This is a genomic window from Nonomuraea sp. NPDC001636 (genome assembly GCF_040298265.1).
In the GTDB taxonomy this organism is placed as follows: Bacteria; Actinomycetota; Actinomycetes; order Streptosporangiales; family Streptosporangiaceae; genus Nonomuraea.
This window is the reverse complement of sequence record NZ_JBEOZT010000011.1, coordinates 47,594-69,030: the sequence shown is the minus strand read 5'-3', so window position 1 is coordinate 69,030 and position 21,437 is coordinate 47,594. Positions and strand designations below refer to the sequence as shown.

General features: G+C 72.4%; 15 protein-coding genes and 1 pseudogene. 10 read left to right on the top strand and 6 right to left on the bottom strand.

The genetic code is table 11. From position 1 onward, the window contains the following. Positions 1–89: 89 nt before the first annotated feature. On the top strand, positions 90–1,775 hold the full coding sequence (locus ABT158_RS21875) for a tetratricopeptide repeat protein (protein ID WP_352355995.1): 1,686 nt from the start codon (positions 90–92) through the stop codon (positions 1,773–1,775). Between the two features lie 81 nt (positions 1,776–1,856). Here the strand turns inward: ABT158_RS21875 and ABT158_RS21870 are convergent, their stop codons facing one another. Together ABT158_RS21870 and ABT158_RS21865 are read right to left on the bottom strand one after the other, a co-directional pair. Further along, entirely contained in the window at positions 1,857–3,407 is a 1,551-nt protein-coding gene (locus ABT158_RS21870) for an alpha/beta hydrolase (protein ID WP_352355993.1), read from the bottom strand. A 157-nt stretch (positions 3,408–3,564) separates the two neighbouring features. Beyond that, entirely contained in the window at positions 3,565–6,741 is a 3,177-nt protein-coding gene (locus ABT158_RS21865; protein WP_352355991.1) for an amidohydrolase family protein, read from the bottom strand. A gap of 304 nt (positions 6,742–7,045) precedes the next feature. Here ABT158_RS21865 and ABT158_RS21860 point away from each other — a divergent pair, with 304 nt between their 5' ends. After that, positions 7,046–7,486, top strand: a complete 441-nt coding sequence (locus ABT158_RS21860) for a hypothetical protein (RefSeq protein ID WP_352355989.1) — start codon at positions 7,046–7,048, stop codon at positions 7,484–7,486. Between the two features lie 15 nt (positions 7,487–7,501). Here the strand turns inward: ABT158_RS21860 and ABT158_RS21855 are convergent, their stop codons facing one another. Continuing rightward, entirely contained in the window at positions 7,502–8,173 is a 672-nt protein-coding gene (locus tag ABT158_RS21855) for a TetR/AcrR family transcriptional regulator (protein ID WP_502911560.1), read from the bottom strand. A 266-nt stretch (positions 8,174–8,439) separates the two neighbouring features. Between ABT158_RS21855 and ABT158_RS21850 the strand changes: the two genes are divergently transcribed. The 3 genes and pseudogenes from ABT158_RS21850 to ABT158_RS21840 form a co-directional block, all read left to right on the top strand. Then, positions 8,440–9,663, top strand: a complete 1,224-nt coding sequence (locus ABT158_RS21850; protein ID WP_352355987.1) for an oxygenase MpaB family protein — start codon at positions 8,440–8,442, stop codon at positions 9,661–9,663. 168 nt (positions 9,664–9,831) lie between these two features. After that, entirely contained in the window at positions 9,832–10,731 is a 900-nt protein-coding gene (locus ABT158_RS21845; RefSeq protein WP_352355985.1) for an aminoglycoside phosphotransferase family protein, read from the top strand. A 122-nt stretch (positions 10,732–10,853) separates the two neighbouring features. Then, positions 10,854–11,042 (top strand): annotated as a pseudogene (locus tag ABT158_RS21840) (RNA polymerase sigma factor); the annotation flags it as partial. Positions 11,043–11,222: 180 nt separating this feature from the next. Here the strand turns inward: ABT158_RS21840 and ABT158_RS21835 are convergent. From ABT158_RS21835 to ABT158_RS21825, 3 genes are read right to left on the bottom strand one after another with little or no spacing between them, the layout of a single operon-like run. Further along, positions 11,223–12,455 carry an epoxide hydrolase family protein gene (locus tag ABT158_RS21835; protein WP_352355983.1) on the bottom strand — a complete coding sequence of 411 codons (1,233 nt, stop codon included), beginning with the start codon at positions 12,453–12,455 and terminating at the stop codon, positions 11,223–11,225. Between the two features lie 13 nt (positions 12,456–12,468). After that, positions 12,469–12,927, bottom strand: a complete 459-nt coding sequence (locus tag ABT158_RS21830) for a MarR family winged helix-turn-helix transcriptional regulator (RefSeq protein WP_352355981.1) — start codon at positions 12,925–12,927, stop codon at positions 12,469–12,471. 47 nt (positions 12,928–12,974) lie between these two features. Continuing rightward, positions 12,975–14,150 (bottom strand): ROK family protein, encoded by a 1,176-nt coding sequence (locus ABT158_RS21825; protein ID WP_352355979.1) that lies wholly within the window; start codon positions 14,148–14,150, stop codon positions 12,975–12,977. A gap of 132 nt (positions 14,151–14,282) precedes the next feature. Between ABT158_RS21825 and ABT158_RS21820 the strand changes: the two genes are divergently transcribed. The 5 genes from ABT158_RS21820 to ABT158_RS21800 all read left to right on the top strand — a co-directional run bounded on the left by ABT158_RS21820 (position 14,283) and on the right by ABT158_RS21800 (position 21,417). Further along, positions 14,283–15,992, top strand: coding sequence for a beta-N-acetylhexosaminidase (locus ABT158_RS21820; RefSeq protein ID WP_502911559.1), 1,710 nt, complete (start codon positions 14,283–14,285; stop codon positions 15,990–15,992). Further along, positions 15,989–18,361: a phospholipase D-like domain-containing protein gene (locus ABT158_RS21815; protein WP_352355975.1), complete on the top strand. Its 2,373-nt coding sequence runs from the start codon at positions 15,989–15,991 to the stop codon at positions 18,359–18,361. Before ABT158_RS21820 ends, ABT158_RS21815 begins: the two co-directional genes overlap by 4 nt. A gap of 70 nt (positions 18,362–18,431) precedes the next feature. Next, a complete protein-coding gene (locus tag ABT158_RS21810; protein ID WP_352355973.1) occupies positions 18,432–19,679 on the top strand; it encodes an ABC transporter substrate-binding protein in 1,248 nt (415 codons plus the stop codon). Between the two features lie 3 nt (positions 19,680–19,682). Further along, positions 19,683–20,615, top strand: coding sequence for a carbohydrate ABC transporter permease (locus tag ABT158_RS21805; protein WP_352355971.1), 933 nt, complete (start codon positions 19,683–19,685; stop codon positions 20,613–20,615). Then, positions 20,608–21,417, top strand: a complete 810-nt coding sequence (locus ABT158_RS21800; protein WP_352355969.1) for a carbohydrate ABC transporter permease — start codon at positions 20,608–20,610, stop codon at positions 21,415–21,417. The genes ABT158_RS21805 and ABT158_RS21800 overlap by 8 nt, the downstream gene beginning before the upstream one ends. Positions 21,418–21,437 lie beyond the last annotated feature (20 nt).

Below are 21,437 nucleotides of genomic sequence, written 5' to 3'. Positions count from 1 at the left end.
GGCCCGCCGGCTCTGGATCGAGTGGTGCTGGTAGGTGCCGAGACGGCGGGCGCCCTCGGGTGCCCGCCCCTGCGGTTCCCGGTGCGGCCGTGAACCGCTACGACTGCCACCGCGGCCACGGGCCCTACGCCGGGGTCGCCGGATTCCTCGCCACGATCGCCGCCGACCGTCCCCGCCTGGCCGCCCGTCATCGGGTCGAGCTGTACGCGATCGCCCCCTGGCTCGACCGCACGGCGCGGCCGGCCGCCGAGGAGGAGCCGATCAGGTTCCACCCCGCCCGCCGCACCGCCTGCCTGGCGTACGGCGCCGCCGAGTTCGCCGCCGCCTGGGCCGGCGCCCTCCGCCGCCCGGTCACCGTCACCTTCGACCACGTCGCGAACGCCGACGAGACCACCGCCGAACTGCTGGACGCCCTGGTCCCGCGGACCGCCGCCACCCCGCTGCGCCTGGACCTGCGGGCCGACGGCCCCGCCGAGCCGCCGCCGCTCCCCACGGCCCCGGACGCCGTCCGCGCCGCCCTCGGCGACGGCCTGGCCCGCGGCTTCTACCACCATGCGGCTCGCGTCGCCGCCCACGGACGCGCCCTCGTCACCCCGGACGGCGACCTGCGGCAATGGTGGGCCTGCACCACCGGCCTGGCCACCGCCCTGGCGGCGCTGGAGCGCGCCGAGGAGGCGCTCGATCTCTACGACGAGGCCCGCGCCGCCACCGGCGACCCGAAGATCAACATGTCCGCCGCGTACGCCACCGCCATGTTGTACGCCCGCCACCTCCCGGCCGCCCGCCAGGACCCCGAGCAGGCCCGGCACTGGCTGGAACAGGCGCTCGACCTGGCGCGGAGCCTGGACGACCCGCGTCACCAGGTGATCTCCACCGTCTTCTACGAGCAGGGCCTGGCGTTGCTGGACGCCAAGTCGGGCGCGCCCGACCAGGCGCTGCGGCTCGTCGACGACGGGCTGGCCAGGCTGACCGCCGTGCTCGCGCCGGGCGAGCACCCGCAGCACCTGGCCCGCCTGCGGCACAACCGCGCCCAGGTGCACCTGGCACTCGGCGACCCGGAGCGGGCCCTGGCCGACCTGGACAGCGTGATCGCCCACGACCCGGACAACAGCGAGTACTACGTGGACCGGGCCGCCCTGCACCGGGCGGCCGGTCGCGTCCAAGCCGCGATCAAGGACTACGGCACCGCCATCAGCCTGGGGCCGCACCTGCCCGAGGCCTACTACAACCGTGCCGTGCTGCACCTGGAACGCGGCCGCGACGACCGGGCCCGCGAGGACCTGGAGCACGCGCTCGCCATCGACCCCGGCCACCTGGACGCCCGGATCGCCCTGGTCAACGCCCACCTGGAGCGCGGCGCGCTCGACGCCGCCGAACGGGACGCGCTGGCCGGCCTCGAACTGGCCCCCAAGGACCCCGCGCTGCTGTGCACGCTCGGCCTGATCCGCTCCGAGCGTGGCGAACCGGCCGAGGACCTGTTCACCCAGGCTCTGGAGGGCGACGAGACGCTGGTCGAGGCGTGGACCAATCGCGCCGCCGTCCGCTTCGAACGCGGTGAGGTGACCGCCGCCGTGGCCGACCTGGACCGGGCGGTGGCCCTGTCGCCCGCGCCCGAGCCGCGCTACAACCGGGGCACCGCGCTGGCCCGGCTCGGCCGCTGGGAGGAGGCGGCCCGCGACTTCACCGACGCGCTCGCCCAGCCGGGCCTGGACCGGGCGCTCCGCCGCGACCTGCGCGCCGAGCTGGACCGCTGCCGGCGCGCCCGCTCCGGCTGACCCGCGGCGGGGTCAGCCCGCCGATCGATCCGCGGCCGGGCTCGCCCCCGGCCGGTCCCGCCTGTCGATCCGCGGCCGGGGTCATCCCCGGCCGGTCGCGTCGCAGGTGGTGTCCTCGGCGGGACGGACGCCGTCCACCAGGTACCGGTTGACGGCGGCGTCCACGCAGGCGTCGCCCGCGGCGAGGTAGGCGCCGTGGCGGAAGGCGCCGCGCAGAGTGATCATGCGCGAGCCGGTCAGCGCCCGGTGCATGGACCGCTGGCCGGGGAAGGGGGTGACGGGGTCGCCCTCGGCCCCGACGACCAGCAGCGGGACGTCGTTGCCGAGTTCGGTGGGCGCCTCCACCGGCGCGGCCGGCCAGAAGGAGCAGGGACCGAGGTTGCGGGTCATCGGCCCGAACAGCGGCTCGTCCGCGCGGTGGGCCTGGATGTCGCGGTAGTAGGACTCCAGGTCGCGGGAGGCGGCCCGGTCCGCGCAGAGGATCGGGGTGCCCGCCCGGTCCTCGGCCGACCCCCACCCGGTGAACAGGCCGTCGAGCGTCTCCTTCAACGACGCCGGGACGGTGACCGCGTCGCCGCGGGCGGCGCCGGCCAGCGTCCGCACCTCCGCGGCGAAGCTCGCGTACGCCTTGGCGCTGTCGTCGTAGAGGCGGATGAACAGCAGGTAGGGGACGTGCTGGGCGTCGATCCGGTACCCGCCGACGCGCAGCGGACGACGGGTCGCGGCCCGGTTCACCCGCTCCACGGTGGCCAGGACGTCGGCCTCGGTGGCGCCCAGCCCGTACTCGGAGTCGCGGGCGGCGGCCCAGGCGGCCCAGTGCCTCAGCGCGGCGTCGATCGCCGGGCCGTTCGCGGACAGCAGGTCGGGGCCGTAGACGTCCGGGCCCACCGCGCTGTCCAGCACGAACCGGTCGGCACGGCCGCCGAACAGCTGCGTGTAGACGGCGCCCAGGTAGGTGCCGTAGGAGTAGCCGAGGTAGGACAGCCTGGGCTCGCCGAGCGCGGCGCGGATGACGTCCATGTCGCGGGCGGTGTTGCGGGTGGTGGCGTGCGGCAGCAGGTCACGGTTGCCCTGGACGCATCCGGCGGCCAGCTCCTTCATGAGCGTGGCGCTCTCGTCGAACGTGCGGCGGGTCGGGCCGGCCGACCGGGTGGGGGTGTCGGTCGTCCACCGGCAGCGGATCGGCGTGCTGCGGCCGACGAAGCGCGGATCCATCCCGATCAGGTCGTAACGGGCCGCGACGGCGGGCATGAGCCTGCCGAGCAGCGGCTGTCGCAGTCCGCTCCCGCCCGGACCGCCGGGATTGATCAGCAGCACGCCCCGGCGCGCGCCGGGATCGGCCGCCTTGATCCGTGAGATCGCCACCGACACGGTCCGCCCCCGGGGCCTGCGGTAGTCCAGCGGGACGGTCACCTCGGCGCACTGGGCGCCCGCCGCGTCCAGGGCCGCGCCGACGTCGTCGGCCGGACCGGTCGCGCAGCGGTGCCAGGCGAGCGTCTGGCGGTGGAACGTCGCCAGGGCGTCGGTCCCGTGGTCTCGCCTGACGTCCGCGGACGCCTGGCCGGTGACCGCCATCCCCGCCACCAGCGTCGCGCTCGCGGCGACGGCTGTGACGATTCTTCGTGCACGCACAGAAAGCCCCCATTTCTGATGATGTCGGCACCGACGCTAGGGGGCCGTGCGGTTGACCTTGATCGGCCGAACGGCCGACCGGGATCGGCCGTACGGCCATTCCGGCGCCCTGACCCGGACGGCCATCACCTGGCGCGCGGGCACGAGCAGGGGCCGTTCAGTGGCCGTCGCAGCAGGCGGTGCGGGCCTCGTCGAGGTGGGCGGGGGCGTTCCACCAGTGGCCCGCCGTGCTCGGATGGACGGGGACGCGGGCCTTGACCCGCCCGGCGGGCGCGGACGCCGCGGACGCCGCCTGATCGGTGGCGGTGGCGGACGGATAGGGCGCGAGAAGCTGCTCGACGGTGTGGTGCCTGCCGCCGACGACGACGGCGGTGACGTTGGCCGCGTCCTCGATGCGGGACAGCGGGTCGCCGTCGACGATGGCCAGGTCGGCGTACATGCCCGGGGCGATCCGGCCCAGCGGGAGGCCCAGGTAGGCCCCGGACGTGCTGGTCGCGGCGGTGAGCGTCTCGCGTGGGGTCAGGCCGTACCGGACCATGGCCCGCAGGTTCATGTGCAGGCTGAGCCCGAGGTGGTCGATCGGCGCGTCGGTGCCGGCGGTGACCACGCCGCCGCCGCGGATCATGGCCGTGAGCTGGGCGACCTGGTTGGCGAGGTTCGTCCGGACCACCTGGACCGCCGCCGGGTCGGCGGTCTGCGCCGCGGTGACCGTCGCCCGGAGCGCGGCCATCCGCCAGTTCGGGTAGAGCCGGCGCACCCGTTCGTCGGTGACCAGCGAGGTGTCCTCCCGGTACAGGGTCGAGGAGTTGAACAGGGTGGGGGTCCTGGCCATCTTCGAGGCGTTGAACATGGAGATGACGTCGGAGTAGGCCGAGCCGACGTTCGTGACGGTGCGCGAGTAGCCGAACCGGTTGGTGGCGCCGACGTGCTCGGTCTGGTCGCCGCCCATGGCGATCGCCGGGTAGTGGTAGTGCGAGCTGACCGGCTTGCCCTGGCGGTGGGCCCAGTCGATGACCTCCCGGTGCCAGACGACCGGCAGCCGCACGTAACACTTCAGCAGGTCGTAGTCGAGGGCGGCGGCCCGCCGCAGTTCGAGCCGCAGCTGCTCGTGCGAGTACGTCGGGCGCATGAAGTTGTAGTAGATGCGCGCCCCGTCGACGGCCTCGCCGGTGCCCAGGTAGCGCGGCGCGAGCCGGGCGCCCGACTGCACCGACTCCCGTTCCTCGACCATGTGGTACGCGGGCGAGCCCGGCGAGCGGGTGGTGGTGACGCCGAGCGCCAGCCACAGCGGACCCTGCCGCGACCCGTAGGCGTAGCCCTGCATCTCGCGGTGGTGGTGGATGTCGATCAGGCCGGGCATGACGAACCTGTCGCGGGCGTCGATCAGGTCGCCGGGCCGTCCGTCGCGGTGCGGCTCGATCGCGGCGATGCGCTGGCCCCGTACGACGATGTCGACGTCACGGACGACCCGGCCGGAGACGCCGTCCCACATGCGGCCCGCGTGAATGACGACCTGGTCGGGGCCGGGGTCGTTGCGCCAGGTCAGCGGCACCGGGACCGGCCGGGCGGGTCTGCCGTCGAGGCTCGCCTTCTTGAGACGTCCCTCGTTCAGGTAGAGCAGGGTGGCCGAGTCGCCGGCCCAGACGGGGGCGTCGGAGACCTCGCGGGTGACCTGACGGGCCGCGCCGGTGGGCCGGCCGGTCCGGTCGACGGGCAGCACCCACAGGAGCGACTCCATGGCGAAGGCGAGCATCGTGCCGTCGGGCGACCAGACGGGGCCGTCGTCGCCCCGGGTCTGCAGGGACCGGTGGGGCGCGGGATCGACGTACGCGCCGGCGCCCGTGGCCCGGTCCACGAGCAGGATCTTGGACAGGCCCTCCCGGTAGCGCCGCGAGTACGGCACCACCGCGGCCATCGCCAGCGTCCTGCCGTCGGGGGACCAGGTCGGGCGGCCCGGCTCGAAGGTCGCGTCGTAGATCTTCTGGCGGTCGCCGGTGGACACCTCCACGACCCACAGGGCGCCGTCCTGGTCCAGGTAGGCGATCTCGCTGCCGTCGGGTGACCAGCGGACCGACAGGGCGGCGGAGTCGGTCAACCGGGTCACCTGCCGGTCGGCGCCGGTGTCCAGCTCGCGGACCCAGACGTTGAGCGTGCCGGTGCGGTCGGTGACGAATGCCAGCCGCCGCCCGTCGGGGGAGAAATCCGGGTCGGCTTTCCACCAGCGGTCCCGGAAAAGCGGTTCGGGGGTGCCGCCGGCGCGCATGAGATAGATGTCGTTGAGCGCGCGGAAGGCGATGGCGGAGCCGTCCGGCGAAACGGCCGGGCTGCCGATTCCGACGACCGGGAACGAGCCCGGCCGGTCGAATACCCGGACCTTTTTCCGGTACTTCGGAGTGGTCGTCGTCAGCGCGGCGGTGAAGCCGACCGTGCCGGCGGTGGTGGAGCCGAGGCGGCGGACCTTGATGGTGCCGGCGGAGGTGTAGTAATAGCGTCCGTCCGGGGCGAACCGGGCGCGGAACGGGAACACCTCCTCGCCGGTGACGAGCGCGCCCGCGGTGCCGGCCAGGTCGTTGGCGCCCGCGTGGAAGTGGTGGTAGGCGAGGTCGGCGCCGTTCGGCAGCCAGGACGGCTGGTGGACGACCTGCCCGGCGGGCACCGTGACCGCGGTGGCGCGCGTGCCGGTGGCGACCTCGACGACGTCGATCCTGGTGTCGGCGACGACGAAGGCGATCTTGCGTCCGTCGGGCGACCAGGCCGGCTCGTACTCCTCGGCGGAGCCGTCGGTCAGGACGCGGCTCGCGCCGGTGGCGACGTCGAGCAGATGGATGCCGTAGCTGCCGCCCGCGTCGGAGGAGTAGGCGATCGTGCGGCCGTCGGGGCTGTAGCGGGGCTCGCGGTGGTCGTACGGGCCGGTGGTCAGCTTCCTGATCGCGGATCCGTCGGGCCGGATCGTCCACAGGTCGAAGACGCCGTCGCGGTACGACTGGAACACGATCGTCCCGCCGTCGGGGGACCAGTCGGGCTGGGCGATGTCGTACAGGTCGCTGGTGAGCCTGCGCGCGGCGCCGCCGGAGGCCGAGCAGACCCACAGGACGCCGAGCAGGTCGAGGGCGAGCAAGCGGCCGTCGGGCGAGGGCGCGACGGCGAAGTCGGTGCCGGAGGTGACGGCCGTCGGGCCGGCGTCCCGCGCCGCGCGGGCCCGCGCCGGTGCGGCCGGGGCCAGCGCGGCGGCGAGCGCGGCGCCGCCACCCGCCAGGACGGCCCGCCGGGACGGCCCCGACATCGATCCGGACGGGGAGGCGGAGACGTCGGAGGGAACCGGTGCGTGAGACATCGCGGATTTCCATTCCACTGTTCAGATGGTCGGCGAAAGGCTGAACGTGACGACGCGAATTCATGGTCCCAGACGAATTGCCTAATCGCCTCGGAGTTCATCTGATCGGCCACCATTGCGTGGCTGGAATATGCCTTCAGGAAAGTAGATATGTCGGTCAAAAGAATAAGTCAAGAGGGACGGGCGGGACGGGATCGCCGGCAGAAGTGGGGCCAGCCCCACCCACCCGTACGGCCAACCCCATGTTCCGGCCCGGCGGGTGCTTCCTAGGCTCGCTGCCACAACGACACGGAGGAGACAGATCATGACGAACACCGGCGACCTCACGACCGCGACGACGGCCCTCGGCGACGCCCGCGCGCAGGAGGCCCTCGCCACGGTGAAGAAGTGCGTCACGCTCTTCGGGGCCGTCGGTGTCATCGTCCTCGGCGTGGTCGCGGTGATGGCGTTCACCGGCGGCGAGGCGTCCGGTTTCATGTGGGTCCGGGAGGTCGTGCTGGTCGCGATGGCTCCGCTGATGCACCGGATGACCGTCCGCGCCGCGGCGGGGTCGTACCAGGCGTTCGACCGGGTGCGCACCCTGTCCACCGTCATGCCGATCGCGATCATCGGCGTGGACCTGATCCCCGGCCTCTGCCCGGCCTGGTACGCCGTGCTCCAGGGCCTGTCGGCGCTGGCCCTGGCCGGCGTCGCCGTCGTCACCCGCGGCGCCGCGCTGCGCGCCGCCTTCCCCGGCGGGAAGTGAGACCCGGCCCGTGCGTCAGGCGGGCGGCTGGAGCATGGGCACCAGGAAGCGCCTGGCCACCTCGGCGAGTTGCCTGTCGTCGTCGAGGTCGATGACGGCGCTGGGGATCGCCAGGAAGGAGGTGGAGATGCGCACCATCATCTCCGCCACGAGGTCGGCGTCGAGGCCGTCGGACACGTTGCCCGCGCGCTGCTCCCGGCGGAGCTGGCCGGCGACGAACTGCCGCACCGTGGCGAGGGTCTGGCCGCCGTCGGTCATCATGGACGGCACGAGCAGGTCGGGCTCGGTGGCGATGAGCCCGCCGATCAGCGGGTTGCCGCGGATGGCCCGCAACGAGCTGACGAAGCCGAGGACCACCCGGTCGGCCGGCGTGCGCGCCTGCTCGATGTCGATGAGGAACCGGTCGAAGTAGCGGCGGAACTCCCGGCGCACCACGTGCTCGACCAGTGTGTCCTTGGTGTCGAAGCGCCGGTAGACGGTGATCCGCGACACCTTGGCCAGGCGCGCGACGTCCTCCATGGTGGAGCGCCTGATGCCCATCCGGCAGAACTGCTCGTAGGCCGCGTCGAGGATGCGCGTCCGCAGCTCGTCGGGGTCGCCGACGCCTTCGACGGCGTCGACGAAGGCGCGCTCCAGCAACGACTCCGAGCCCGACGGCGCCATGAAGCCGGACAGCACGGATTCCACGATCACCTCCTGGATCGATTCTGCCTCAGGGGCGGGTCTTGTGATGTCCATCACAACGTGCTCTCATGATGATACACAGACTCATGGTTTGTTTCTCAGTATCACCCACTTCTCGGCCCCGGACGAGAAGGAGGAAGCGGCGTGGGAGAACTCAGCAGGCGTGATTCCGGCGACGGCGACGGCACGCGCTCCCTGTTCGGTGGATCTCCGGCGAGCCGATCGAGACTGCCCTGAGCGGGACCCCCCATCTCGAAGGAGTGCAGAGCATGGCAGAGCTGAGCAGGCGCGAGATACTGATCTCGGGCACCGCCCTGGGAGCCCTCGGCGCGCTGGGGATCACCTCCCCGGCCCAGGCCAAGGCCCTCGCCGACGGCTGGGAGTGGCCGGCCGCCGGCTCGGTCGCGGGCTCCGGCACCGGCGCCGACCCTCGCTGGGTGTGGGACGACGTCGCCGATCCGCTCCTCGCCTCGCTGTTCGACCGCGGGCTCATCCCCGAGGTCAACCGGCTGCTCTACGACTGGAACCGCAACGACCAGCCGCTGCCCGCCGGGCTGCCGGCCGACCTGCGGGCCTTCATCGAGCAGGCGCGTCAGCTCCCGTCCTGGGCCGACCAGGCCAAGCTGGACGCCGCGTCGCGGTTCCACGCGCTCAAGGGCAACTACATCGTCGTGCTCACCATCGTCGGGGCCGGCATGCTGGCCACCGCCATCCCCAAGGAGGCCCGCGCGGTCTACTACTCCGCGGGCGGCGCCGACCTGAAGGACCGGGTCGCCAAGACGAACGTCCTGGCGTACGCGGTCAGGCCCCAGAACGCCTGGGGGCCCGGCGGGACGGCCGTGGTCGAGGCCGTCAAGACCCGGCTGGTGCACGCGGCCGTGCGGCACCTGCTCAAGTCGTCCCCCCACTGGCCGGGGCCCATCCCGATCAGCCAGGAGGACATGCTCGTCACGTGGCACACCCTGGCGACCTACTCCATGCGCGGGATGCGCGAGTGGAAGGTGCGCATCTCCGCCGCCGAGTCCGCGGCGTACCTGCACTCGTTGCAGCTGCTGGCGCACATGCTCGGCATCAGGGACGAGTTCATCCCCGCCACCTGGGACACCTCCTACGCCCAGTCGGACATCGTCCTGCCCAGGAACATGGGGCCGACGCCGGAGGGCGTGGAGCTGAACGACATCCTGCGCGACATGCTCGCGGAGCTGACCAGCCCGGGGAGCATCGACAAGCCGCTCGTCAACGCGTTCTCCAGGTACCTCACCGGCAACCAGGCGGCCGACTGGAACGGCATCCCGCGCGAGCCGCTGTGGGACCCGGTCGTCAAGACCGCCTGGCCGCTGCTGGTGGCGTTCAGGGAAGGGGTGATCGGGCTGCCGCTGGTGCCCGCCGCGGCCTGGCTGCTCGACGAGATGATCAAGAAGTGGACCACGTTCTACCTGACCAAGGGCGCGCAGACCAAGATCGTGATTCCGACCGGCAACCGCCCCGGCTGACCCCGGCGGCTCCGCCCCGGAAACGCGTACAGGACGCGGCCGACCCCCGCGGGGCAGACGCCACCTGCCCCACGGGCCTTCGATAATCGGGTCGACACGCGGGTGCGCGGTGCACTGTGATGGACCGGCCGCCCGCCGCACGGAGCGGGCCCGTCGCTGGAGTCGTCCTTGGCAGTCCCGGGAACCGCGCCCACCCGTCCCACGATCGACGCCGCCCTGGTCAGGAGGCTGGTCGACACGCAGTTCCCGCAGTGGGCCGCGTTGCCGCTGCGGCTGCTCGACCCGGCGGGCTCGGACCACGTGATCTACCGGCTGGGCGACGAGTTGTCCGTCCGGCTGCCCCGCCACGCCGACGCCGTCGGGCAGGCCGACAAGGAACACGAGTGGCTGCCCAGGCTCGCGCCGCGGCTGCCGCTGGCCGTCCCGGTGCCGGTGGAAGTGGGGGAGCCCGGCTTCGGCTACCCGTGGCGGTGGGCGGTGTCCCGCTGGCTGGCGGGCGAGGTGGCCACCGTCGAGGCGCTGGCCGGCTCGTCCGTGGCCGCCGAGGCGCTGGCGGAGTTCCTGGTGGCCCTGCAGCGGTTCGCGCCCGAGTCCGTCCCGTCCCTGAAGGCCCGTCCCGACCTCGCGCAGCAGCCGCTGGCGGGCCGGGACCGCGCGACGCGGGCCGCCATCGCGGCGCTCGGCGGCGTGTTCGACCGCGCCGCCATGACCGGGCTGTGGGACGCGGCCATGAGCGCCCCCGGCTGGGACCGCGCGCCGGTCTGGTTCCACGGCGACTTCCACACCGGCAACGTGCTGACCGTCGGCGGCCGCGTCAGCGCGGTCATCGACTTCGGCGGGCTCGGCCTCGGCGACCCGGCCGCCGACCTGATGATCGCCTTCACGCTGATGTCGGCCGGCAGCCGGGCCGTCTTCCGCGCCGCGCTCGGCGTGGACGAGGCCACCTGGACCCGGGGCCGCGGCTGGGCCCTGGCCACCGGCCTGAACGCGTACACCGCCTACGCCGCCGTCAGCCCGAGGGTCGCCGCGCAGACCACCCGGCAGATCACCGAGGCCCTCGCCGGCTAGCCAGGTTCGCCGGAAATCCGGAACCGGGATGTAAGAAAACCGTCCTTCGGACCACATGTTCTACGAACGACTCATCCGCGACCGAAGGACACGGTTTGCCCGACCCACACGAGCGCTTCACCGTGCTCTACGACACCTACCGGCCGCGGGTGTACGCCTACGCGGCCGGCCGCGCCGGGCATCAGCTCGCGGAGGAAGTGGTCAGCGAGACCTTCCTGGTGGCCTGGCGGCGGCTGGACGACATCCCGGCCCACGCCGAGCTGCCGTGGCTCTTCCGGGTCGCCCGCAACGTCCTGCGCGACGACTTTCGGCAGACCGTACGGCGTCAGGCCCTGGAGGCCGAACTGCGGACCTGGGTCGAGGAGGCCGCCCTCGACGCGGGCGAACAGGCCACCGAGCGGGTCGCCGTCCTGCGGGGTCCCCGCAGCCCGTCACCGTTGCAGGAAGGAGGCTCGCGTGAGCCGTTCGGCGGGATCGGCGGGAAGGGTGTGTCAGCGGTGGGGGTGGAAGGTGTGGCGGAGGTCTGTGACCCATTCGTCGGGGATCTCCCATGGGATGAAGTGTCCGCCGCGAGCGTGGCAGGTGATGCCGGCGTGGTTGTACCAGGCGGCCCGGTCGCCGTCGAGGAAGTTGCGGATCCGCTGTTCGCCGGTCGTCACGCCGGGCGGGTTCTCGAAGTCGACGAACGTGATGCCCGTGGGCGCCTCGACGACCGGCCACCGGTCGTGCGACGGCGTCCAGGGGTAGCGGTTGTTGTTGGCGTAGGTGCGGATCGAGCTGTCGATCGTGTTGCCCGCCCAGAAGATCGTGGCGTGGGTGAGCAGGTCGTCCTTGGTGAAGACGGTCTCGACGTCGCCGTGGTTGTCGGACCACTTCGTCCAGCGTTCGAGGATCCAGGCCAGCATGCCGGCGGGGGAGTCGGCCAGGCCGTGGCCGAGCGTGGACGGCGCGAGCATGTGCGCCGCCAGGTGCACCGCGAACCGCCGGTCCAGCTCGACGAACCGGGCGTGCACGTCGGCGGGCAGGCCGTCCGGGATGGGCATGCCGCCGCTCAGGTCCCAGGCGCGGTCGCCGTTGAAGAAGGTGAGCTTCTGCGCCGAGCCGATGTGGATCGCGTACAGCTCGTCGGCGTACTTGTGGCCGAGCTGCCCGGTGACCAGCGCCCCGACGTCGCATCCGGCGGCGGCGTACCGGTCATGGCCGAGGACGCCGGTCATCAGCTCGTGCCACACGTCGGCGATCTTCCAGAAGTTCATGTCCGGCCGGCCGTCCAGCGGGGCCGAGAACCCGAAACCCGGCAATGAGGGCACGATGACGTCGAACGCCTCCGCCGGGTCGCCGCCGTGGGCGCCGGGGTCGGCGAGCGGGTCGATGACCTTCGACCAGTGCCAGAACGTCCAGGGCCAGCCGTGGCTGAGGATGAGCGGCACGGGGGCGGGGCCGACGCCGGGCTTGCGCATGAAGTGCACCGGCACGCCGCCGACGTCCACCCGGTAGTGCTCGTAGGCGTTGATCGCCCGCTCCGCCGCCCGCCAGTCGAAGCCGTCGGCCCAGTAGGCGACCAGCTCGCGCAGGTACTCGCCGCGCACGCCGTAGAAGCCGTCGTCGTTCCCGGCGGACGGCGCCCATCGGGTCATGGTGAGCCTGCGGCGCAGGTCGTCGAGCACTTCGTCCGGTACGTGCAGCGGCTCGGGGCGCAACGGGAAGGAAGTCGAGCGAGTCAAGGGAACCGTCCTCCTAGTCTTCGACACGCGCGGCGATCTCGGTCAGGCGGCCGAGGACGCCCGCGTACCGGGCCAGCTCCGCGCGCTCGTCCTCGCTCAGGTGCGCCACCAGCCGGGCGACCCGCGCCACCCGGTCGGCGCGCCGGGAGCGGACGATGTCCCTGCCCTCCTCGGTGAGGGTCAGCAGGACGGCGCGGCCGTCGCGCGGGTCGGGGCGGCGCGAGACCAGCCCGTCCCGTTCGAGCTTGGCGACCAGGCTGGTGAGCGCGGGCTGCTTGAGCTGTTCCGTCGCCGTCAGGTCGGTGAGCCGCATCGGACCCTTGCCCGCCAGCGTGTGCAGCACGGACAGGGTCGAGAAGCTGAGCCGCCGCACCGAGGGCAGCCGGATGAAGTACGCGTTGAAGTCCTCGATCGCGCCGACCAGCGCGTCGAGGTCGAGGGCGGGGCAGGGGTCCGCCTGAGAGGATGCCACGCGCCCATTTATATCGAAGTTCGATGCAAATGACTATATTCAGTGAGCTACACCATTAATGAGGGAGGAGGCGCCGCGACCGCCAGGTCGATCTCCGGGTCGAAGAGCACCTTGGCCAGATGCTCGACGCCGTGGCACACGGCCCCGATGGCCACGCACTCGTCGCCGAGCACGGAGGCCCGCAGCTCGGGCGTGCGCAGGCACATCGTCTCCAGCTCGACCCTCAGCGGCTCCATCAGCACGTCGGCCGAGCGCGAGAACCCCCCGCCGAGCACCACCAGGTCGGGGTCGACGGTGAGGGCCATCGCGGTGGTGGCCAGCGCGAGCACCTTGACGTAGCGCAGGACGGCCCGGCGCGCCTCGACGTCACCCTGCCTGGCGGCCTCGAACACCGCCCCCGCGACCGCCTCCGGCGGCGTGCCGGGCTCGACCGACGGGACGGCCTGCAGCAGCTCGCCCACGTGACCGAGGTTGAACAGCGGATGCACGCCGATCTCCCCGGCGGCGCCGCCGCTGCCGCGCAGGGGGACCCCGTCGAGCACGACGGCGGCGCCGGCCCGGCGTCCGACGTGCAGGAAGATCAGGTTGCGCGCGTCGCGGGCGATGCCCCTGCGGCACTCGGCCAGCGCGGCGAGCCTGCTGTCGTTCTCCACCAGGACGGGGCAGCGCAGCCGGTCGCCGAGGTGGTCGGCCAGCGGCACGTCCGACCAGTCCTGGATGGCCCGCGACAGCACGACGCGCCCCTGCAGGTCGACGTAGCCCGTGCTGCCCGCGACCGCGAGCCAGACGTCGGCGGCGGCGGTGCCCGAGCCGGTCAGGCAGCCGTCGATGGCCCGGTCGACGGCGGCCAGCCGCTCGGCGCGCGGCTGCTCGGGGGTGACCGGCTCGCGGGTGGTGTGCAGGACGTTGCCGTCGAGGTCGGCCACGACCGCGAGCACCTTGTGCGCCCCTATGTCGAGCCCGAGCACCCGGCCCGCCTCCGCGTGGAACCGGTAGCGGCGCGCGGGCCTGCCCTTCTCGCCGCCGCTCGGATCCAGCTGGACCACCCAGCCCAGCTCCATGAGGTCCTTGACCACCACCTTGATGGTGGCCCTGGCCAGGTCGGCGCGCTCGGCGAGCTGGGTCAGCGTCGCCGGCCCGCCGGCGCGCAGGGCCGAGAGCGCGGCGAGCGCGTTGAGCCGCCGGAGCCGCTGAAGGTCGCCGCCGGTCACGGAGAGCGTCACTGATGACCCTTCTTGACGAATCTTAATGGTGAGCTCCATCATAAATCCTGATCGAGGCGCTCACCCAGAGAAAAAGAGGCCAGATCACGGGCATGGCCGCGGGCGGCTCGCGGCGACCGGAAGCCGAGCGCCATGCTACGACCCGCCGCCCGCCCTGTCACCGACCGACGATCCCGCCCCCCGACTCCCCAGGGACCTGTCTTGCTGCTGCCACGACCCGTCCACGTGACCCCAGACGGCGGGGAACCCTTCGCCCTCACCGCGACCACAGTGATCGCCGCCCCTCCCGGCCTCTCGCGGGTGGAGGGCTGGCTGCGGGCCGCGTTGTCGCCCGCGACCGGCCTGCCGCTGCCCGCCGGAGCGCCGGGGCCGGGGGCGATCGAGTTCGTCCTGACCGCCGGGCTCGGCCCGGAGGGCTACCGCCTGACCGTACGTCCCGACGGGGTGCGCGTCGAGGCGGGCGACGCGGCCGGGGCGTTCTACGGCGCGCAGACCCTGCGCCAGCTCCTGCCGCCCGCGGCCTTCCGCAGGGGCGCGGTCGGCGAGCAGGACTGGCGGCTCGCCCCGGTCACCGTCGCCGACCGGCCGCGCTTCCGGTGGCGCGGCTGCCTGATCGACGTGGCCAGGCACTTCCTGCCGAAGCCCGACCTGCTGAGGTACATCGACCTGCTGGCCGCGCACAAGCTGAACGTGCTGCATCTGCACCTCACCGACGACCAGGGCTGGCGGCTGGAGGTCAAGGGCTATCCGAAGCTCACCGAGGTCGGCGCCTGGCGCAGGGAGAGCCCGCTCGGCGACCGCCGGCACGGCGTGTTCGACGGCCGCCCGCACGGCGGCTACTACACCCAGGACGACCTGCGCGAGATCGTCTCGTACGCGGCCGACCGGTTCGTCACCGTGGTGCCGGAGATCGAGCTGCCCGGCCACTCGCAGGCGGCCATCGCGGCCTATCCGGAGCTGGGCAACCTCGGCGAACGGCTGGAGGTCGCCACCGGCTGGGGCGTCTCGCCCCACGTGCTCAACGTCGAGGACGCCACGCTCGCCTTCTACCGGGACGTGCTCGACCAGGTCATGGACATCTTCCCCGGCGAGTACGTCTGCGTGGGCGGCGACGAGTGCCCCAAGGAGCAGTGGCGGCAGAGCCCGTCGGCCCAGCGCCGGATCGCCGAGCTGGGCCTGCGCGACGAGGAGGAGCTGCAGAGCTGGTTCATCGGCCGGTTCGCCGACCACCTGGCGGCGCGCGGGCGGCGCCTGCTCGGCTGGGACGAGATCATCGAGGGCGGCCTGCCGCCGGGGGCCACGGTGGCGTCCTGGCGCGGGACGTACGGCGCGGTCGCGGCGGCGCGGGCCGGGCACGACGTGGTCACCTGCCCCTTCACCGAGCTCTACCTGGACTTCCGGCAGTCCGACCGGCCCGACGAGCCGGTCCCGATCGGCAACGTGATCTCGCTGCGCGACGTCCACGGCTTCGAGCCGGTGCCGCCGGAGCTGACCGAGGCCGAGGCCGCCCGGGTCCTCGGCGCGCAGGCCAACCTCTGGACCGAGCACATCGACTCGCCCCGCGGGCTCGACTACATGGCCTTCCCGCGGCTGTCGGCCTTCGCCGAGGTCGTGTGGAGCCCCGCCGGCGGCGGCTTCGACGACTTCCTGGCGCGGCTGCGCCACCACGAGGGCCGGCTCGCCGCGCTGGGCGTGGAGTACCGCAAGGAGACCGGCCCCGAGCCGTGGCAGACCCGGCCGGACGTCCGCGGCCGGCCCCGGGAGCGGGCGGAGACCGAGGCCGAGGTGGCGGCCTGGACCCGCGGCCTGCGGCGCGACCTCGGCGAAGGGAAGCGAGCATGATCAAGCGTCTGTCCGTCGTCCTCGTCGGCCTGTCCTGCCTGCTCGGCCTGGTCACCCCGGCCCAGGCGGCGGCTCCGGCGCTGTCGGCGTACTTCAGCAGGCCGAGCGTGGACGGCACGCTCGCCGACCCGCTGCCCGCGAAGGTGCTGGAGCTGATCGGGCTGGCCGCCCCGGACTCCACGCTGCGCGTGGCGACCTTCGTGCTGGAGATCAAGGCCGTCAAGGACGCCCTGGTGGCGGCGCACGACCGGCGGGTGGACGTACGGGTGGTGGCCGAGGGATCGGGGCACAACCCGCTCCTGGACGAGCTGGCCGCGGCCGGCGTGCCCGTCACGCTCTGCGACAGGGGCTGCAACGGGCCGGACACCGACATCAGCCACCACAAGTTCCTCGTGTTCGGCCGGCTCACGGACGGCAGGACCGACGTGGTCGTGCAGAGCTCGCAGAACCTCGCTCCCGACACCGGCCTGCACCAGAACATGCTGATCAGCTCGGGCGACGCCGCGCTGGCCGACGGCTACCGGCAGGTGTTCGACACGCTGGTCTCCCAGGTGCGCACCTCCTGGCGGGCGCCGTTCAGCTCGGCCGGCGGCAGGGTCACGGTCTGGATGGAGCCCCGCGACACCGCCTACGACCAGAGCGCCTACGGCAGCGCCGACCTGGTCGCGGCCATGATCCGGGACGTGGGCTGCCCCGGCTCGATCCGCGTGGTGCAGTCGCAGTTCGCCACGGACCGGCCGCTGGTCATCGCCGAGCTCAAGGCCAAGAAGCAGCAGGGCTGCGACGTCCAGGTGCTCGTGGCCGAGGGCAACCAGACCGCCGCGACCGCCGCCGAGCTCGCCAAGGGCGGGATCGTGGTGCACACCTTCCGGCCCGGCGGCTGCCACTACCCGGTCGGCGACACCTGCGCGCCGGACAGCGTCCACTCCAAGATCATCCTGGTGGACGGGCCGTCGGCGGCGGCGGGCGGCGCACGGCGCGCCTACGTCTACACCGGCTCCCACAACCTCAACGGCGGCTCCCTGACCGCCTCGGACGACTCCTTCGTCCGGGTCGACGACCCGGCCGTCTACGCGGCGTACGACGCCGACTTCGCCTCGATGAAGGACGAGGTCGTCAAGATCGTCCCCGGGGCCTATCCCGGGGCCGGACTCCAGATGACCGCCAACGGCCCCGACGACCAGCGCGCGCCCAGGGCCGCCGCCATGCGGTCCGGCTACACGGCCGTGGCCTGGGAGGACGACCGCGACCGCGCCTCGGTGGAGGGCGCCGAGGTCTACGCGCGCATCTACCGCGACGGGCAGCCGGTGACCGGCCCCGTCAAGGTCTCGATGGGCGGCGTCGGCTGCGCCACCGGCTGGAACCACGTGCAGCCGTCGGCCGGCGTGGACGACGCGGGCAACGCCTACGTCGCCTGGGCCGAGGACGGCGACTGCCGGGGCGAGCACAACATCGCGGTGCGCAGGCTCTCGCCGTCGGGCACGCTGAGCGCGACGATCTGGGCCAACGACCCGCAGTGGAGCGGCGACCAGACCCGGCCGAGGATCGCGGTCCGCGGCGCAGGCGGGTTCACGGTGGCCTGGGAGGACGGGCCGACCGGGACCGTCCGCGCGGCCGGCTACGCCTCGCTGACCGCCCGTTCCTTCGCGCCGCTCCAGGTGGGCACGGGCGACCGGCCCGACGTGGCCGTCGACGGCGCGGGCACCGCGACCGTGGTCTGGCAGCAGGCGCCCGACGTGTACGGCAGGCGCCTCTCGGCGACCGGCGCGACCGTCGCCCCCGCCACCCGGATCAACACCAACGCCGCCACCCAGCACCTGGCCCCCGCCGTGGCGACGACCCCCGGCGGCGACAGCGTCGTGGCCTGGAGCGACAACGTGGCGGTCACCGGCGGCGACGTGACGACCGTCTGGCGGGTGCGGACGCGCGGCCTGACCCCCAGCCTGGGGCAGAGGTTCGCGGAGATCCCCGTCGCGTTCGGCCGGTACGCGCCGAACACGCCCTCCGACGGCGGCAAGGAGTACCCGCCGCTCTGCGGAAAGGTGGACCAGACCTACCGGTGCGCCGTCCAGGGCTCGCCGTCCGTGGCCGTCGAGGACACCGGGCGGTTCGTGGTCGGCTGGACCGAGTCCGACCTGTGGAACGCCGGCCGCTCGCACGAGGTGTACGCCCGCGGGTTCAACGCCGACGGGACGACGACCGGCCGCTTCCCCTGCGAGCGCATGAACCCGAACACCGCCGGCGACCAGTCGGGCACCGCCGTCGCCGCCGACGGCAGCGGGTTCCTCCTCTTCTACGTCGAGGACTTCGACGCCAACGGATACGGCGACGTCGTGGCCAGGACCGGGTTCACCAACACCGGACTCTGAGCCCGCCGCCCGCCGCGATCGAGACCCTGACCACCATCCCCCGACGCCTTCTAGAGAAAAGGAACTGCCCGTGCGCCTGCGTATGGCACTCGCCGCCGCCCTGGCGATGACACTGGCCGGTTGTGGCTCCGGCTCCGACACCACCGCCACCAAGCCAGGAAAAGTCACGATCAGCTACGCGATCTGGGAGAAGAACGACCAGCCCAGCACCCAGAAGATCATCGACGCCTTCCAGAAGCAGCACCCCGACGTCACCGTCAAGCTTGAGATCACCCCGTGGGACCAGTACTGGACCAAGCTCCAGACCGCGGCCACCGGCGGCGCGGCCCCCGACGTCTTCTGGATGAACAGCCTCAACGTGCGCATGTACGCCAAGGGCGGCGTCATCGCCCCCTTCGAGAACGCCGACGTCAACGCCTTCCCGCAGGCCATCGTGGACGGCTACCGCTACGACGGCAAGCTGTACGGCATGCCGCGCGACGTCGGCGTCCCCGTGCTCTGGTACGACAAGGAGCTGTTCGACAAGGGCGGCGTCGCGTACCCGACCGCCGACTGGACCTGGGACGACCTCAAGGCCGCCGCCAAGAAGCTGACCGACCCGGCCAAGAAGCAGTACGGCCTGCTGGCCCCCCTGTGGGACCAGGGCGGCTTCTACCCCACGATGATCCAGGCCGGCGGCCACGTCATCTCCGCCGACGGCAAGAAGTCGGGCTTCGACGAGCCCGGCTCCATCCAGGGCCTGGAGTTCTGGACCGACATGATCAACAAGGACAAGGTGGCCCCGCCCGCCCAGGCGACCACCGACACCAGCCCCGTGCAGCTGTTCATGACCGGCAAGTACGCCATGTACTACGGCGGCTCGTGGCTGGCCAGCACGTTCAAGGCCAACACCGAGCGCGGCGGCAAGGTCGACGTGGCGCCGCTGCCCAAGGGGCCGGCGCAGGAGGCCGTCATCCTGCTCGGCCTGGCCAACTCCGTCTCGGCCAAGAGCGAGCACCCGGCCGAGGCCGCGCAGTTCGCCACGTTCCTGTCCTCCGACGAGGCCGAGAAGATCCTCAGCGACTCCGGCGGCGCCTCGGTCTCCTCGCGGGCCGGCACCCAGGACGGCTGGTTCGCCGCCTTCCCGGACTACCACCTGAAGGAGGCGTTCGACGCCTCGCTCCCGAACGGCGTGCCGTACCCCGTCTCGCTCAACACCGCCAAGTGGCAGGACGTGCAGAACAAGCTCCTGGCCGAGGCGTGGGCGGGCAAGCGGCCGACCGCGGAGGCGGCCAAGGAGATCGCCGCGCAGATGAACGAGATCCTGGCCAAGGAGTAGCCGATGGTGCTGACCGAGGAACGGGCCGCCGCCGTCAAGGCGTCGGCCCCGCCGGGGCGGCGGTCGCGACGCGACTGGCTGTGGGGTTACGGGCTGATCGCGCCCATGGCCCTCGGGCTGGCCGTGTTCTACCTGTGGCCGATCGCCCAGACGCTCTACCTCAGCTTCACCGAGTCGGGCGTGTTCGGCGGGCAGACATGGGTGGGCCTGGACAACTTCGCCGCACTCCTCGGCGACGAGGAGATGGCCGGCGCGCTGCGCAACACGCTGCTCTACTCCGTGCTCGTGCTGGTCGGGGTGCCGCTGTCGATCGTGATCGCGGCGCTGCTGAACGTGCCGGGGCTGCGCGGGCTCGGCTTCTACCGAACGCTGTACTTCCTGCCGGTGGTCACCATGCCCGCGGCCGTCGGCCTGACCTGGCGCTACCTGTACAACGGCGACTTCGGGCCGATCAACTACCTGCTCGGCCTGGTCGGGATCGACGGGCCGTACTGGGTGTCCGACCCCGAGTTCGCGATCTACGCGGTCGCGGTGGTCGGGATCTGGACCTCGCTCGGGTACAACGCGGTGTTGTTCCTGGCCGGGTTGCAGGGCATCCCCAAGCACTACTACGAGGCCGCCTCGATCGACGGCGCGGGCCGGGTGCGGCAGTTCTTCCGCATCACGCTGCCGCTGCTCACGCCCACCACGTTCTTCGTCGTGGTGATCACGCTGATCAACACGTTGCAGGTCTTCGACCTGGTCTACCTCATGATCGACACCAAGAGCCCGGCGCTGGCGGGGAGCCGCACGATCGTCTACCTCTTCTACGAGCAGGGCTTCGTGCAGAACAGCCGCGGCTACGCCGCCGCGATCGCGGTCGTGCTGCTGGCCCTGATCCTCATGCTGACCGCCGTCCAGTTCCGGCTGCAGAGGCGGTGGGTCCACTATGAGTAGGCGCTGGATCGTGCACGCGGTCCTGCTCACCGGCGGCCTGGTCATGGTCATGCCGTTCGTCTGGCAGCTCGTGGTCTCGCTGCAGACCATGACCGAGTCGATGCGGGTGCCGCCCACGGCGGTCCCCTCCTGGCAGTGGCACAACTTCGCCGACGTGTTCCGGACCGTGCCGCTCGGACGGCAGTTCCTCAACACGGTGGTCGTGACGGCCGCGGTGACGGCCGGGCAGCTGCTGCTGTGCTCGCTGGCGGCCTTCGCCTTCGCGCGGCTGGACTTCCCCGGGCGCGGGCCGGTCTTCATGTTGTTCCTGGCCGTGCTGATGGTGCCGGGGGAGCTGTTCCTGCTGCCCAGGTACGAGATCATGCAGGGCCTCGGCTGGCTCAACACCCTCCAGGCGCTCATCGCCCCCGGCGTCTTCGGCGCCTTCGGCACGTTCCTGCTGCGGCAGTTCTTCAAGACCCTGCCCAGGGAGCTGGACGAGGCGGCGCGGCTGGACGGCGCCAACCCGCTGCAGATCTACTGGTGGATCATGTTGCCGCTGGTCCGGCCCGGCCTGCTGGCGCTCGGGCTGCTGACCGTCATGTGGTCCTGGAGCAGCCTGCTCTGGCCGCTGGTGGTCAACACCGATCCGGAGATGATGACGCTCTCCGCCGGGCTGGCCTCGCTGCGCGGTCAGTACCTGACGAACTACCCCATCCTCTTCGCCGGGTCCGTCGTGGCCTCGCTGCCGGTGATCGTTCTCTTCGTGGTCATGCAACGGCAGCTGATCGCCGGGATCGCGTTCACCGGCTCGAAGGGCTGATCGGCAAGTCTTTTCTCCCG

What these genes read in the sequence shown, in the direction of transcription:
- ABT158_RS21865 (WP_352355991.1), bottom strand. Translation starts at nt 6,741, where the DNA reads ATGTCTCACGCACCGGTTCCCTCCGACGTCTCCGCCTCCCCGTCCGGA.
- ABT158_RS21860 (WP_352355989.1), top strand. Translation starts at nt 7,046, where the DNA reads ATGACGAACACCGGCGACCTCACGACCGCGACGACGGCCCTCGGCGAC.
- ABT158_RS21850 (WP_352355987.1), top strand. Translation starts at nt 8,440, where the DNA reads ATGGCAGAGCTGAGCAGGCGCGAGATACTGATCTCGGGCACCGCCCTG.
- ABT158_RS21820 (WP_502911559.1), top strand. Translation starts at nt 14,283, where the DNA reads ATGCTACGACCCGCCGCCCGCCCTGTCACCGACCGACGATCCCGCCCC.
- ABT158_RS21815 (WP_352355975.1), top strand. Translation starts at nt 15,989, where the DNA reads ATGATCAAGCGTCTGTCCGTCGTCCTCGTCGGCCTGTCCTGCCTGCTC.
- ABT158_RS21805 (WP_352355971.1), top strand. Translation starts at nt 19,683, where the DNA reads ATGGTGCTGACCGAGGAACGGGCCGCCGCCGTCAAGGCGTCGGCCCCG.
- ABT158_RS21800 (WP_352355969.1), top strand. Translation starts at nt 20,608, where the DNA reads ATGAGTAGGCGCTGGATCGTGCACGCGGTCCTGCTCACCGGCGGCCTG.